The organism is Solitalea canadensis DSM 3403 (assembly GCF_000242635.2).
In the GTDB taxonomy this organism is placed as follows: domain Bacteria; phylum Bacteroidota; class Bacteroidia; order Sphingobacteriales; family Sphingobacteriaceae; genus Solitalea; species Solitalea canadensis.
Genome location: NC_017770.1, coordinates 1,039,981 through 1,053,641 on the forward strand (window position 1 = coordinate 1,039,981; position 13,661 = coordinate 1,053,641).

20 protein-coding genes are annotated in these 13,661 nt (G+C 37.1%); 7 read left to right on the top strand and 13 right to left on the bottom strand.

All coding sequences use genetic code 11. The features are described 5' to 3' along the window. Positions 1-34: 34 nt before the first annotated feature. From SOLCA_RS04255 to SOLCA_RS04295, 9 genes are all read right to left on the bottom strand, one after another. Positions 35-253 (bottom strand): hypothetical protein, encoded by a 219-nt coding sequence (locus tag SOLCA_RS04255; RefSeq protein WP_014679214.1) that lies wholly within the window; start codon positions 251-253, stop codon positions 35-37. Beyond that, positions 250-669, bottom strand: coding sequence for a DEAD/DEAH box helicase family protein (locus SOLCA_RS04260; RefSeq protein ID WP_014679215.1), 420 nt, complete (start codon positions 667-669; stop codon positions 250-252). The genes SOLCA_RS04255 and SOLCA_RS04260 overlap by 4 nt, the downstream gene beginning before the upstream one ends. After that, positions 666-1,097 (bottom strand): hypothetical protein, encoded by a 432-nt coding sequence (locus SOLCA_RS04265; RefSeq protein ID WP_014679216.1) that lies wholly within the window; start codon positions 1,095-1,097, stop codon positions 666-668. Before SOLCA_RS04265 ends, SOLCA_RS04260 begins: the two co-directional genes overlap by 4 nt. Then, positions 1,094-1,408: a hypothetical protein gene (locus SOLCA_RS04270; protein WP_014679217.1), complete on the bottom strand. Its 315-nt coding sequence runs from the start codon at positions 1,406-1,408 to the stop codon at positions 1,094-1,096. Before SOLCA_RS04270 ends, SOLCA_RS04265 begins: the two co-directional genes overlap by 4 nt. Positions 1,409-1,453: 45 nt before the next feature. Continuing rightward, positions 1,454-1,756 (bottom strand): hypothetical protein, encoded by a 303-nt coding sequence (locus SOLCA_RS04275; protein ID WP_014679218.1) that lies wholly within the window; start codon positions 1,754-1,756, stop codon positions 1,454-1,456. Between the two features lie 112 nt (positions 1,757-1,868). Next, complete coding sequence (locus SOLCA_RS23030) at positions 1,869-2,096, bottom strand: hypothetical protein (RefSeq protein ID WP_014679219.1); 228 nt, start codon at positions 2,094-2,096, stop codon at positions 1,869-1,871. 137 nt (positions 2,097-2,233) lie between these two features. Beyond that, on the bottom strand, positions 2,234-2,449 hold the full coding sequence (locus SOLCA_RS04285; protein ID WP_014679220.1) for a hypothetical protein: 216 nt from the start codon (positions 2,447-2,449) through the stop codon (positions 2,234-2,236). Continuing rightward, entirely contained in the window at positions 2,446-3,042 is a 597-nt protein-coding gene (locus SOLCA_RS04290; RefSeq protein WP_014679221.1) for a LuxR C-terminal-related transcriptional regulator, read from the bottom strand. Before SOLCA_RS04290 ends, SOLCA_RS04285 begins: the two co-directional genes overlap by 4 nt. Further along, positions 3,039-3,272 carry a type 2 periplasmic-binding domain-containing protein gene (locus SOLCA_RS04295; protein ID WP_014679222.1) on the bottom strand — a complete coding sequence of 78 codons (234 nt, stop codon included), beginning with the start codon at positions 3,270-3,272 and terminating at the stop codon, positions 3,039-3,041. The genes SOLCA_RS04290 and SOLCA_RS04295 overlap by 4 nt, the downstream gene beginning before the upstream one ends. Before the next feature lie 142 nt (positions 3,273-3,414). On the opposite strand from SOLCA_RS04295, the gene SOLCA_RS04300 reads away from it, so the two are divergent. From SOLCA_RS04300 to SOLCA_RS04310, 3 genes are all read left to right on the top strand, one after another. Continuing rightward, positions 3,415-3,792 (top strand): helix-turn-helix domain-containing protein, encoded by a 378-nt coding sequence (locus SOLCA_RS04300; RefSeq protein ID WP_014679223.1) that lies wholly within the window; start codon positions 3,415-3,417, stop codon positions 3,790-3,792. Positions 3,793-3,798: 6 nt separating this feature from the next. Further along, entirely contained in the window at positions 3,799-4,113 is a 315-nt protein-coding gene (locus tag SOLCA_RS04305) for a hypothetical protein (protein WP_014679224.1), read from the top strand. Between the two features lie 183 nt (positions 4,114-4,296). Next, positions 4,297-5,253 carry a M20/M25/M40 family metallo-hydrolase gene (locus SOLCA_RS04310; protein ID WP_014679225.1) on the top strand — a complete coding sequence of 319 codons (957 nt, stop codon included), beginning with the start codon at positions 4,297-4,299 and terminating at the stop codon, positions 5,251-5,253. Between the two features lie 64 nt (positions 5,254-5,317). Here the strand turns inward: SOLCA_RS04310 and SOLCA_RS04315 are convergent, their stop codons facing one another. The 3 genes from SOLCA_RS04315 to SOLCA_RS04325 all read right to left on the bottom strand — a co-directional run bounded on the left by SOLCA_RS04315 (position 5,318) and on the right by SOLCA_RS04325 (position 7,529). Beyond that, positions 5,318-6,403, bottom strand: coding sequence for a DUF2891 domain-containing protein (locus SOLCA_RS04315; RefSeq protein WP_042479287.1), 1,086 nt, complete (start codon positions 6,401-6,403; stop codon positions 5,318-5,320). A gap of 123 nt (positions 6,404-6,526) precedes the next feature. Then, the gene (locus tag SOLCA_RS04320; RefSeq protein ID WP_014679227.1) at positions 6,527-6,712 is read right to left on the bottom strand and encodes a CsbD family protein; all 186 of its coding nucleotides are present in this window, start codon (positions 6,710-6,712) and stop codon (positions 6,527-6,529) included. A 214-nt stretch (positions 6,713-6,926) separates the two neighbouring features. Next, positions 6,927-7,529 (bottom strand): NUDIX hydrolase, encoded by a 603-nt coding sequence (locus SOLCA_RS04325; protein ID WP_014679228.1) that lies wholly within the window; start codon positions 7,527-7,529, stop codon positions 6,927-6,929. Here SOLCA_RS04325 and pyrE point away from each other — a divergent pair. Both pyrE and clpB read left to right on the top strand, forming a co-directional pair. Further along, on the top strand, positions 7,528-8,169 hold the full coding sequence (gene pyrE / locus SOLCA_RS04330; RefSeq protein WP_014679229.1) for an orotate phosphoribosyltransferase: 642 nt from the start codon (positions 7,528-7,530) through the stop codon (positions 8,167-8,169). The genes SOLCA_RS04325 and pyrE overlap by 2 nt on opposite strands. Before the next feature lie 225 nt (positions 8,170-8,394). After that, entirely contained in the window at positions 8,395-11,010 is a 2,616-nt protein-coding gene (gene clpB, locus SOLCA_RS04335) for an ATP-dependent chaperone ClpB (RefSeq protein ID WP_014679230.1), read from the top strand. A 168-nt stretch (positions 11,011-11,178) separates the two neighbouring features. Here the strand turns inward: clpB and SOLCA_RS22125 are convergent, their stop codons facing one another. After that, positions 11,179-12,081 carry a hypothetical protein gene (locus SOLCA_RS22125; protein ID WP_014679231.1) on the bottom strand — a complete coding sequence of 301 codons (903 nt, stop codon included), beginning with the start codon at positions 12,079-12,081 and terminating at the stop codon, positions 11,179-11,181. A gap of 120 nt (positions 12,082-12,201) precedes the next feature. Here SOLCA_RS22125 and SOLCA_RS04345 point away from each other — a divergent pair, with 120 nt between their 5' ends. Both SOLCA_RS04345 and SOLCA_RS04350 read left to right on the top strand, forming a co-directional pair. After that, positions 12,202-12,861 (top strand): heme exporter protein CcmB, encoded by a 660-nt coding sequence (locus SOLCA_RS04345; RefSeq protein WP_014679232.1) that lies wholly within the window; start codon positions 12,202-12,204, stop codon positions 12,859-12,861. Positions 12,862-12,956: 95 nt separating this feature from the next. Further along, positions 12,957-13,616 (top strand): cytochrome c biogenesis protein, encoded by a 660-nt coding sequence (locus tag SOLCA_RS04350; protein ID WP_014679233.1) that lies wholly within the window; start codon positions 12,957-12,959, stop codon positions 13,614-13,616. Positions 13,617-13,661: the final 45 nt, after the last annotated feature.

The window sequence follows — 13,661 nt, forward strand, 5'->3', positions numbered from 1 at the left end:
TATCGGTATAAGGCATACAATAAATGCCAGAATTTTAATGATCATTATGATGTGATATTAATTGGAAGTATTGATTGGTTACCTTTTTTATTAGTTTCTTGCAGCCTTCTATTTCCTCGCACAAATTTTCTAGTAGTTCATAAGCATAACGATCGTTTTCCTGAACCTCTAGTCTTAATCGCCTTAGGTTTTTTAAACGATTGCCCACTGCTATTTTGATCCGTAAAAGATCTCCTAGATCGAATTCCGTCATGATTGCACCTCCTTTATAGTTTTGCTGAAATCGATATAAATTTGGATGGATGTATTGGGGCCGTTTAAATCAATAATTGTAAACGTTTTCAGAACATCTATCGATAATTCAGTTAATGAAATGCCAGTATTTATAATAAATATTGGGTTTAGTTGAACGGTTCCTTTAAATAATTGATCAACCCGAACCCCGACTTTTATTAATGTCAAAACCTCGTTTATTGCATAAGCTGAAGCATCTTCTACCAGGATTGTCTTAGTATCTTTTTCAATTTGGGAGTGGAAGAGTGCATCAGTCAAGTTGAATTTTGGGCAAACCTTCATGCCCAAAAAAGTAGCCATTTTACCTTTTGCCAATAATTTTGAAAGCCTGGTTTTACCTGAGCCGGCAGGGCCAATGATTAAAACATGTTTCATACGTTAGTCTCCTTTCTTTCTTGATAGGCTTCAGTAAGGGCAATTACTACTTCAAGAGCCGGCTTGCGCCCATTCATATCAATAACTTTAAAAGTTTGATCTATCCATTTAGGTAATAATTCAGCTGGAATGCCACACGTAATTATTAACTGGGGAGAAACGGTAAAGGGCTTTTCGCCTTTTTTATTGACATTAAATCCATATGAAGCAAATCGCCTCATTTCAGGTAAAAGAGTTAGCGGCAGCTCGTCAAAAACTACAGTTTCTGTGTCTTTACGGAGAAATTCGAAGTTTCTGAATTCAAGGTTAGTAAAAGTCATATGCAACAATCTGCCACTAACGATTTCTCCCTTTTTCTCCTTTATCAATAGATTTGAAAGCAATGTCTTTCCCGAAGCCTGAGGCCCGATTATTAGTACGTGTTTCATAGGTTGGTTTCCTTTCGAAGTTCTTCCTGCAGAAGAGCAAACAACTGCCAAACAGACTTTAATTTGCTTTTTGAAGGACTTTTAAGGTGCTGATTGTTATAATTAATCGAAATTTTACTGCAGAAGTATTCCTCATTTAAGCCAGTCAAAAATTCTTTGAAATCATTGCCATATCTTCTCCAGGTATAGGAGTAATCACCCCAATCCCCGGTAATAAAAAGGTCTCCGATTTCATTGATAAAAAACACACTAAACGAATGGTTCGGATGACTAACATAATAGCTTTCAGCTTTTTGTTTTTCTACGCTCATATTCAAGATTTTTAAGCCGGTTGATGGATCAACCGGCTATTAGAATTAACAACTACTTATTGCTCCATTTTCTGTCAAGAATCTTTTCAGCATGATTAATTTGCCTTGTAGAACTTTCACATCCTCTTTCATGCGTTCTTTTTCACGTTCCTTTTTCTTTGTTTCTTCAGCACGTCTGGCCCTTATTTTTTCAAGCTCAGCCTGGTCTCCTTTAGCTCTTGATTCAATTAATAACTCACTAATGATTTCTCCGGTTAGATATCTATTAGGAAGGTGCTCAAGACCATCAATCATTAATTGAAAGTCTTTTTCATTTAAGTTTAGTGTTTGAATTGATGTAGTATCCATTTTAGTGTGATATAAGATTTTTGGAGGATCGATCACTTAGTGAAATCTGCCAAGACCGCGTGAAATGGCCGATATAAAGAACGATGTGTCGATTCCAGTATTAATTGAACTATTAATTTTTGACGCTGTTGAAATAGGTACGCATGAAGTATTGTTTCATGCGTTCTGCAGCCTGGAGAGCGGAGGCTTTAGAAGGGCGCGTATTGGTTAACTCTACTGTTTTATTGCAACTTGATTTGTCTGTTAACCTGAGGTTCACAAATGTTGCAGGGTTTGTTGAAGCTCGAACCGTCACTTTGTATAAATTATTTTCGGTTGGCTCAATATTTGTCTGTATCATTGTAAATGAATTAACTGGTGGTAAAATGTTAGTTCTCATTCCTCGGGTTAACGCCAATTAAGCCGAGGATCCAAAGCTCCTCCTTGAGGGGCTTTTGTTATTTATGTAGGTTTCGATTTCATAAATTATTTTAGAAGCTATTCTTCATTATTCCAATCATCTAAAGCTGATACAGCGTTTTCCAAATCGTCGATAATTCCTTCTAAATCTTGTGTTCTAAATTCAAATGACTCTCCGATTTCGCTTTGTTGCCACTTTTCTGATCGCTGAGAGAAGAGATTTCCTCGTTTTTCCTGAAGTTCTCTAAGGCGTTCTACATTGCCATAAAGGGTTTTGGTGTTGAACTTGTTCATCGTTGTATAAGGTTTAATTCAAAGGCAATTCGGGTAAAATCAGTCTTTCTAACCATACCCGTTTTTTCTTGGATTCTTTTTTTGAATGAAGGAACTGTACCTATAGATATATTAAGTTTGTCAGCGACTTCTTTATCTAATAGACCATCTCCAAAAAGTTTTAAGATTTCAATTTCGCGAGGTGTTAGGTAGCCGTTTTTCACTTTTATGGATGCGCAAAGTCGACCTTCCATTGGGCAATTACCGCGAAAACCACACTCCCAGTATTCTGTGTGCTCAATTTGATAGGATCGGGTAGGTGTCGAATTATTATATGTGATATCAGGTTTTCCATCAAAACCTCCGAATCGACAGCGGATGTATTGCCATAACATCTCATCATCAGTTACCATTTCATGATCAATTAATGCCTCAATCGCTTCTGGATGGCTATACATATCTTCCTTTATAACATTTATCAATTCTTCAGGGAAATCCTTAAAAGCGTAAACTGTACCGCTATAAGTTGCAAACACATCCTCTCCGTGTGCAAATAGTTCGCAATTGCCATCGAGTAATCCTGCAGGAATAGTTTGGTTGATCGGTCTTTTCATAAGTTTTTGATTAATTGATTAAGCTTATCGTTGCTTTCTTTCAGTTCTAGACTAACAGCGAGGGCTGCATTAATTACTGCTTCGCTTTTTCTTACACCACTTAGTACCATGCTTACATATTCAGGAGTGCATTCGGCTTTAACCGCCACTTGTTTGTAATGGCCAACAACTTTCTGTTTCAGTTTGTCCAAGCTCTTTTTTGAGAGTGTACCACTTTTATAGCCTTGCATCTGTTATTGCTTTGTTATTGTTTTGTTATTGACAAATGTAGTTTCGTTGGATACAAAAAGCAAACAAATTTGAAACGTAAGTTGCCAAAATTTCTACTTATGTAGTCAAATAGTTGACAATCAGCGAAATATTTTTACATCTATGATTGAAACATTAGGTCAAAAAGTACTTTTTGAGTTAGAAAAAAGAGGTGTGTCTCAAGCTTTTGCTGCTAAACAACTGGGGCTCACAAGGCAGTATGTCAACAAACTGGGTACAAAAAAAACATTTAGTCTCCAATTTCTTGAGCGACTACGTGATACATTGGGGATAGATTTTGTAGATCAGGCTGACCACAAAGAGGCTAAAATTGAAGCACAACCCAGAAATGAAGTGTACAATCCAGAAGAGTCAGGAGATATTTTCACTATCACAATGAATCTTGAGTTAAAAGCAAAACAGGCTAATTACGCGCGAATTCCGGAATTAATAACAATTATAAAATCTGAGGCATTAAGACTGGGAATAACAATAAAATAATATCGAATGCAAGCAAGACATTTAGGAACATTAATTAAAAATACTCTTGAAGAAAACGGCATGATGCTTCAGGAATTTGCAGAAAGAATGTATTTAACAGTTGATGAAACCCATGCTTTATTGGATCAAAAGGATATATCAGTTTTTCAGCTTCAGCGAGCCTCGGAAATACTCAAAACTGATCTTTTTGATTATGTAAGCACCAACCGAACAATTATGAATTTTTCAATTGCAATTCCGGGAGATAAAGCACGTCAAGCGATAGATCTGCATAATGAAATTGAAAAGTTAGTTGAACGATATGGCTTTAAATTAGATTAAAAATTACAGCGGTTTACCAATTAGCAGTTAACTGGCTGAAAATCATATATTGATTCAGGTCCCCCCCTGGGCACAAAAGAAAAACCATTATTAAGATGGTTTTTCTTTTTGTAATACTGCTAAAACGATACAGCTTGCTTTTTATCACCTTATTTATTTAGTCTTTTTGATACTTTTGTTTCCATGAGAGTATCATTTTTCCTACTACTATTTTTCTTGCCGTTTAAGCAACTACTGGCACAATCAGAAATTACGGAGGCAGAAATTAAACAGCATATTGAGTTTTTAAGCTCAGATGAGAATAGAGGCCGTTTCCCTGGTACCAAGGAAACAAAGAAGGTTGTTGATTACCTGATTGAAAACTTTCGTAAAGCTGGAATTTCAAAACTAAATGGATCTTTTCGACAACCATTTGTGGCTAAACTTAGAGTAATGCCAGGAGTGAAAGATACTCCTTATGTAAAGACCTGGAACGTTGTGGGAGTAATAGAAGGCAGCGATCCGGTGTTAAAGAAAGAGTACATTGTTTTAGGAGCTCATTATGATCATTTGGGAATGGGTGGTCCGTCTTCAAAGAAGAAAGATACAGTAGCCATACATCACGGAGCAGATGATAATGCCAGTGGTACAGCGGCATTGCTTGAGATTGGTGAGAAGTTAAGTGCCAATAGAAGTTTACTTAAACGAAGTATTATACTGATTTCTTTTGGGGCCGAGGAACAAGGGCTATTGGGTTCGAAGTATTTTACTGAGCATCCAACTGTACCTTTAAATAGTATTAAGCTAATGATTAATATGGATATGGTGGGGAGATTGAATGAAAGTGGACACATTTATATGGGTGGAGCAGGAACATTTGATGGGGGAGTGGAGTTAATGAAGGGACTGGGTAAGGAGTTTAATTTAAATCCAATTGTTCATGCAGGTGATGTGGGAGGCTCTGATCATATTTCGTTTTATAAAAAACAAATCTCTGTACTTGGCCTTCATACCGGAGGACATCCACAGTATCACACTCCTGAAGATATTGCTTCGCTGATTAATATAAAAGGAGAAAAACAAGTATGTGAGTATATCTACCAAGCAATTGTTCACATGGCACAGCAAACGACTCCTATTAATTTTATTTATCAAAATTAGAGATTTTAATTCCTGTCAATATAGAAAGAGCTGGTCATTCCGGCTCTTTTAGTTTATAATATACTTAGTTTACATCAAAAATGGCATAAACGGCAAATGATGCAAGCCAATGGTCTCCACCGTAATTGCCCGAAGTAACATGTGGAAGGGTATTTTTTAGGAATGAATCTGCCGTTGATACAAATAGTTTTTTATATGGATGATTAGTCGGTAACATTTTGGCAATTCCTTTCATGCACCATGCACGGCTCAAACTCAATCCATCTAAGTGGACAATTTGATAGTCCGTTCGATCACTAACAACTGGTAACTGGGTAATATTAGTAACGCCTTCTTTACTATAAAAGCTATTAAACCACTTCACAAATTCTTCTTTTGAAAGTACTCTGCTCATTAAATCTGCTATCTCAAGGCTGGGCGATAAAAAGTCTGTACCATCGGGTTCAAGATTTGCAGGTGTGTTTTTATTCGCAAAATAATAATCCTTACTCCGTTTTTTGATCAGTTCAGCAAATTCTGTTTGTTTAAGTGTTTGGGCCCAGTCTAACGCGAATACTAGTCCAAATGCAGTATTCGGATGCACTCCAGTTCGGTTAGGGTAGGTTTGTTTAGGCAGATAAGTGGTCCAAAGTTCTTTAATTGTAGCTGTAAGGGGTTGCAGATTAGCATACCACTGTTTTCCTATTGGATCATCCCAGGTGTATAACTCCTGATCTAGTTTTAATAACCAAGCCCAACCATAGGTGCGTTCATAAATTTTAGAGGTTTTGTATTTAGAGAAGTAGTCAGCCTCCGATTTTATCTTATCTAGTTGAAAATTGTTGTTTAACAGTGCAATGATTTTATCTCTATCGGGAAGATTAGGATAGGTTTTTAATAATTTCACCAACATCCAATGCCCGTGCACACTCGAATGCCAGTCGAGACAACCATAAAAAACAGGGTGTAGTTCATGTGGTAATAATACATGATCTGATGCAGTATCTGAAGTATGGCTGGTTTTATTGGGCCATTCATTTGGGATACAATGAAGTGGCATTGCGGCTAGCTTACCAGCAATATCTTGGTTAAAAAGATCTTGTGTTTTAGTTTGCGCAAAGAGCAGTTGTGCAAAGAATAAGAAGATAAGGCTTAGGAGATTTTTTTTCATCCCTAAAAATATTGATTGTTTCAAAAAACGGAAGAAAAGTTATAGTTTTTGGATAGGTAAAAAGGAGCATAGGTATAAATGCAGAGCGAAAGATATCCCTTCGCTCTGCTTTGTGAATGTTTATTACAAACTTTTTATCCAGGAAATGAGTTCATCCCTGCTTTTTCCGAGTTTTTGTTGTAAGCGACCTAAAAGTTCATCCTGTTTACCTTCTTCATATTTTAAATCATCATCCGTTAGGTCAGCATATGATTGCTTGATCTTACCTTTAATCTCATTCCATTTTCCTTTTAATTCTAAGGTATCCATAGTCTTAAAAATTAGTGTTAATAATTCAATTAATTAAAGTACAGATCTTTATCATACAGATTTACAATAAACAATGACAGAACAGATAGAAGAATCATGCCAACCCGGAAAAAGCAGCTGTTAATAACGAATAATAAAGGGAATGAGCACTTTCATTGCAATTGCAAATGAAAGTGTATAGGGTGTAACTTGAGGAATGTTTACCTCATATTGATTAGATAGTTGATATCAATTCCTTTATTGCAGGGTAAGTATTATCAATCACTTTATTGAATTGCTCTTTCGGTAGCCACTCAACTTCAGTTATATCTTCTTCCGTTTGAGGGGTTAATTGTTGTTCACCCGTGTATTCCATCGAAAACCAATAAGTGCGCTTTAATACGATTTTTCCTTTAAGCTCGTACATGTGGTAAGTAGAAGGAAGCTCCTCAATGATTCTATTAATAGTGATTCCACATTCTTCTTCAACCTCTCTAATTGCACACTCCATTATCGATTCATTTTTTTCCAATTTACCTTTAGGCAGATCCCATTTGCCTAAGCGATGGATAAAAAGATACTCCTCCAGACTATTTTTAACTAATCCGCCGGCAGCCTCAATAAAGTGAAATTTTTTGCATAATTTATGTAAAGTATTGTCAGGTGAATTGCTTTCCAATAAAAGTGGTTCAGAGGCGTTATTGTGTAATATTTTCCTGACTATTTCATCTATATTATGCTCATTAACAATGGTTAATGTTTTGCTATTTGAACTTTCTGCCGGAGGGCAGATAAAAAGGGGTGTATCCTTAATATAAATTCTATACCTTTGCGCCATGTCTTTTAAGAATGAATCTGCTGTTAAGATTGCAGAATTTTTGATGCAAATTAAAGCAATTAAATTGCAACCTGAGAATCCTTTCACATGGACTTCAGGATGGAAGTCACCTATTTATTGTGATAATCGCGTTTCTCTGTCCCACCCATCGGTGCGTACGTACATTCGTCAACAATTGACTAATCTTATTAAAGAAGAGTTCGGTTCTGTTGGTGCAATTGCGGGCGTAGCTACTGCTGGTATCCCCCAGGGGGTATTAGTAGCCCAAGATTTAGGTTTACCATTTGCTTACGTGCGCTCTGAAGCTAAAAAGCACGGAATGGGTAATCAAATTGAGGGAGAATTAATGCCTGGAGAACGTGTAGTTGTTGTGGAAGACCTGATTTCTACAGGTAAAAGCTCTTTGGCCGCGGTTGAAGCTTTACGCGCTGCCGGGCATGATGTAGCTGGTTTGGTTTCTATTTTTAACTATGGATTTAATCAAACAGAAGAAGCATTTAAAGAAGCTAAATGTGTATTTCATAGTTTGAGTGATTACAATGTGTTAGTAGAAACTGCACTGAAAAACGGCTTCATTTTAGAAGCTCAATTGCCTACCTTAAACGCATGGAGAGAAGATCCTGCTAAATGGGGTAAGTAAATTCGTTAAAAACTTTTTTTTATAAAATTGAAAAGCCGTCCCGGATAAATCGGGACGGCTTTTCGTTTTTTACTCCTGATAAGGCTGAAAAAATAGCAGATTTTAAAGGCGCGTGCCGTCAAATTGTCGTCCTGTTTTACCTTTTTCATGAAATTTTTTCTGATTATCTTTAATAATCACAGATTGGAAAATTCTTTGATAATTACCCGTTGAGGATATAAACTTATGAATTTTAACAATTTCACAATTAAAGCACAGGAGGCTGTAAATAAGGCTTCGGAAATAGCAATGGGTTTTCAGCAACAATCCATTGAGCCCGCTCATTTATTGAAAGGGATTTTATCTGTCGATGAAAATATTGCTACATATCTTCTTAAAAAACTGAATGTTAATGTCCAGCGTCTTGAGACGGGTCTGGATGAGCAAATACAATCGTTTCCAAAAGTAACAGGAAGCGGCATTTACTTATCAAATGATGCTACCAAAGCATTGCAAAAGGCTCAGTCGTACTTAAAAGAGTTTAACGACGAATTTGTTTCCATTGAACATATTTTGCTCGGAGTTTTAAATGGAAGCGATAAAACAGCTTCGCTTTTGAAGGATTTGGGTGTAAACGAAAAGGATCTTAAAAAAGCAATCAATCAGTTAAGAGGAGGTAGCAGGGTTACAGATCAAAATGCGGAAGCAACATTTAACGCATTAAATAAATATGCGAAGAACCTGAATGAAATGGCTCAGCAAGGAAAGCTTGACCCGGTTATTGGGCGTGATGAAGAGATAAGGCGGGTAATTCAAATCCTTTCCAGACGAACTAAAAACAATCCAATTCTAATAGGTGAACCCGGTGTAGGTAAAACCGCCATTGCTGAAGGTATAGCACATCGTATCGTTGATGGTGATGTGCCAGAAAACTTGAAAACCAAAACGATTTTTTCGCTAGATATGGGTGCTCTTATCGCTGGAGCTAAATATAAAGGTGAATTTGAAGAGCGCTTAAAAGCAGTCGTAAAGGAAGTCCAAGGTTCCGACGGTGAAATCATCATGTTTATTGATGAGATTCATACCTTGGTTGGTGCCGGTGGTGGGGAAGGAGCGATGGATGCCGCAAATATTCTTAAGCCTGCTTTAGCCCGTGGTGAACTTCGTGCTGTTGGTGCTACCACATTAAATGAATATCAAAAGTATTTTGAGAAGGATAAAGCGCTGGAGCGTCGTTTTCAAAAAGTAATGGTTGAAGAACCAACCCGTGAAGATGCTATTTCCATTTTGAGGGGTATTAAAGACCGCTATGAATCGCATCATAAAGTAAGGATTAAGGATGAAGCTATTATAGCTTCGGTTGAGTTATCTCAACGTTATATTTCAGATCGTTTTTTGCCTGACAAAGCCATCGACCTGATGGATGAGGCTGCCGCAAAATTGCGTTTGGAGATGGATTCTAAGCCGGAAGCGTTGGATGAACTGGATCGTAAGATAATGCAGCTTGAGATTGAACGGGAGGCTATTAAACGTGAAAACGATGAAAAGAAATTGGCCCAGTTGAATGAGGAAATTGCCAATTTGAGTGAACAGCGTAATGAAATAAAGGCGAAATGGCAGGGTGAGAAGGATGTGGTTGAAGAGTTGCAAAGTAAGAAGAAAGATTTGGAAAGCTTTAAGCTTGCTATTGAACAAGCAAAACGCAATGGTGATTTTGCTTACGCTTCAGAATTGCAATACGGTAAACTCCCTGAAACCGAACAGCAAATCGAAGAGCTTGGTAAAAAGCTGGACGAAATGCAGCACGGCCAAAAAATGCTTAAAGAGGAAGTTACTTACGAAGATATAGCAGGTGTTGTTTCGCGCTGGACAGGCGTTCCGGTTACTAAGCTGGTTGAAAGTGAGAAACAGAAATTACTACATCTTGAAGATGAGTTACATAAACGTGTAGCCGGACAAGATGAAGCAATTGAAGCTGTTGCTGATGCGATTCGTAGAAGCAGGGCCGGATTGCAGGATAAAAACAGACCAATTGGTTCGTTTATTTTTCTTGGAACGACTGGTGTTGGTAAAACGGAGTTAGCTAAAGCATTAGCAGAAATACTGTTCAATGATGAACACAATATGGTTCGCATTGATATGTCGGAGTATCAGGAACGTCATGCTGTATCTCGCTTGATCGGAGCGCCTCCCGGATATGTTGGTTATGATGAGGGAGGACAGTTAACAGAAGCAGTTCGACGCCACCCGTATTCTGTCATCTTATTGGATGAAATTGAAAAGGCTCACCCTGATGTATTTAATATCTTGTTGCAGGTACTGGATGATGGTAGATTAACGGATAATAAAGGACGTACGGTTGATTTTAAAAATGCGATCATCATTATGACTTCAAATATTGGGTCACAACTAATTCAGGATAGCTTCCAGGAAATGGATGATTACAATAAAGAAGAAGTGTTAGCTCGTACAAAAAATGAAGTATTCGAGATTTTGAAAAAAAATGTACGACCCGAATTCTTGAATCGTATTGATGAAGTGGTAATGTTTAGTCCATTGAGCCGAGATCATATTGGTGAAATTGTTCGCATTCAATTTGCAAGCGTTCAACGCACTTTACTTGAAATAGGTATTGAGATGGAAGCAACAGATGAAGCATTGGATTGGTTGGCGCAATTAGGCTATGATCCACAATTTGGAGCCCGTCCGTTGAAACGTGTAATGCAAAAACGGATTCTGAATGAACTATCTAAGCAAATTCTTAGTGGAAAAGTACAGAAAGATTCCAGGATCCAATTGGATATGTTCGATAAACAATTCGTATTCTATAATGTAAAAGAAGGCGAAAAGGAAGTGTCATAATACCGCAAAGGCGCGAAGACGCTAAGAATTATTATATCAACGAAAAAGGCTTTAATCTTATAAGGATTAAAGCCTTCTTTGTATAAAAAAATCTTTGCGCCATCGCGCCTTTGCGATTTATTAATCGTTTAGTATAAAAAAACTTTGCGCCATCGCGTCTTTGCGGTTTTATTCAAATGCATTTAACCGTTGCGGTTCCTGTTGCATCATACTTTGAAAATTATCGAGTATATTTTGCATTTCATTCTGAAGTTTCTTTAGCCTCCATGTATGATATTGGTCTTTCGTTTGCTCTTTCTCCGCTTCCATATCCACCATTTCATCACTGATTACTTTTCCGTTTTGCAGTAAGGTGGATTTTATTTTAAAGTCGTAAAAGCGATACTGATAGGATTTGCCTTTAACCTTAACTTCCGTTTTATAGTCCATTTTAATAGAACTGATCCTGTTTTGCGAAAGAGTATCTTTCATTGCATAAGTTCCATGTCCAAGGTAATAACCGCGATCGCGATTGATGCTATCAGCAACAGAGGCTTTGAATCCCTGATTACGCTCATTGGTTATAGAGAACCAATCGGTAAACCACTCTTCGGCATTCTTTTTCAACAAGCTTTCTCTAATATCAGTGGAGTCACTTCCCGAAATTTCAAACCAGCCTTTAGGAAGTTTTACCGTTGTAGCAGAATCAGCAGTTTTACCTGTTTTCTTTACAGCAGCCTTTTTGGCAAGGGAATCTGCTGGCTTAACCGTTTTTTTTACACCTGCTTTTTTCATGAGCGAATCAGTAGGTTTAACCGTTTTCTTGGCACCTGCTTTCTTCACTAGTGAATCGGTAGGTTTAACGGTTTTCTTAACAGCTTTTTTCTTTACAGAGTCCTGAATAGTATTTTCAGTAAGCGTAACGATAGAGTCATAAATTACTTTTTTTACAGCAACCTTCTTTTTTTGTGCTGTATCAATAGGTTTAGCAGTTTTTTTAACGGGAGCTTTAGCCATTGATTTAGATGTTATAGTTTGAGCTAAAACAGTAAATGGCATTAAGAGCGCTAAAAAAAAGAGCAGTTTTTTCATTCTTTAGGATCAAATTATTCTGCAAATTAAAATAAAATATCTTATTCTTAACCATGTATTCCCAAAGAGGTTTCGTGTAATGAAGCTAATTCGATATTTTTGCGACGTTTTACAACCGGCATGACATTAGTTTCACAAGTACAATCACTCATAAAAAAAGAAATAGTTCTTGAATGGCGCTCAAAGTACGCTATTAACGGAATTTTTCTTTACATCGCGGCAACCGTCTTTATTTGTTATCAATCCTTTAAAAAAGTTGATCCAATAACATGGAATGCACTGTTTTGGATCATTATGCTTTTTGCAGCAATTAATGCTGTTGCCAAAAGTTTTATGAATGAGAGTAAAGAACGCCAGCTTTATTATTACACCTTAATAAGTCCGCAGGCCATTATCATTTCAAAAATCATTTATAATTTCTTATTGATGCTGTTGCTATCTGTAATTGCACTGTTCTTTTACAATATAGTATTCAGTAATCCAATAGGTGATCTGTTTTTGTACTTGGTATGTGTTGTAATTGGCAGTTTAAGCTTTGCTACAGCTTTTACAATGATATCAGCTATTGCCTCAAAAGCCGGGAATAATGCTACTTTAATGGCTATTTTAAGTTTTCCTGTGGTGATTCCGGTATTAATGGCAATTATAAAACTATCCAAAAATGCCATGGACGGGCTGGATCGCTCGGTAAGTACTGACGAAATAATTCTGTTACTAGGCATCAATGTAATTATTACAGCAACTTCTTTACTGCTGTTTCCTTATCTTTGGCGCGAATAGAACAGGGTTAGATCATTGATAATGGTTCATCGTTAATTCGAATCAGTGTAATCAAATTGATTAATCTGTGTAATCCAAAAAAATAAGTTATAATCATGAAGAATTGGTGGAAGATATTAGCCGTTATCCTTACATTTTACTCCATTTTAGCCGGTCTGCTTTTCGAAGTTCCACATTTAGCCATTCTGCACGAAACCATTCGTAATCTTTATTTTCACGTACCAATGTGGTTTGCGATGATCATGTTATTCTTGTCGTCGGTAATCTACAGTGTGAAGTATTTACGTACAGGACATGAGAATGATGATCTGATTGCTGTAGAATCAGCAAATGTGGGAATTGTGTTTGGATTGTTAGGCTTGATCACAGGTTCACTATGGGCCAAATTTACCTGGGGAGCATGGTGGAACAGTGATCCGAAACAGAATTCGGCATTAATTGCGCTGTTAATTTACCTGGCTTACCTGGTGTTAAGAGGTTCTCTGGATGAAGAGCAAAAACGTGCCCGAATTGGTGCTATTTATAACATCTTTGCGTTTCCGGTGATGATCGTATTGATTTTCGTTCTCCCCCGCATGACCGATTCATTGCACCCAGGCAATGGCGGAAATCCTGGTTTTAACAGCTATGACCTGGATTCTCGTATGCGTGGCATTTTTTATCCTGCATGTTTAGGTTGGATATTGATCAGCTTTTGGATCATGCAGATTCGCTTCCGCATGCGTAAATTGGAAAATCACTTTTTATCAAAATAATTAATAAAGGCAGATTAATCCGTTTAACACGACAAACGGTGTAAT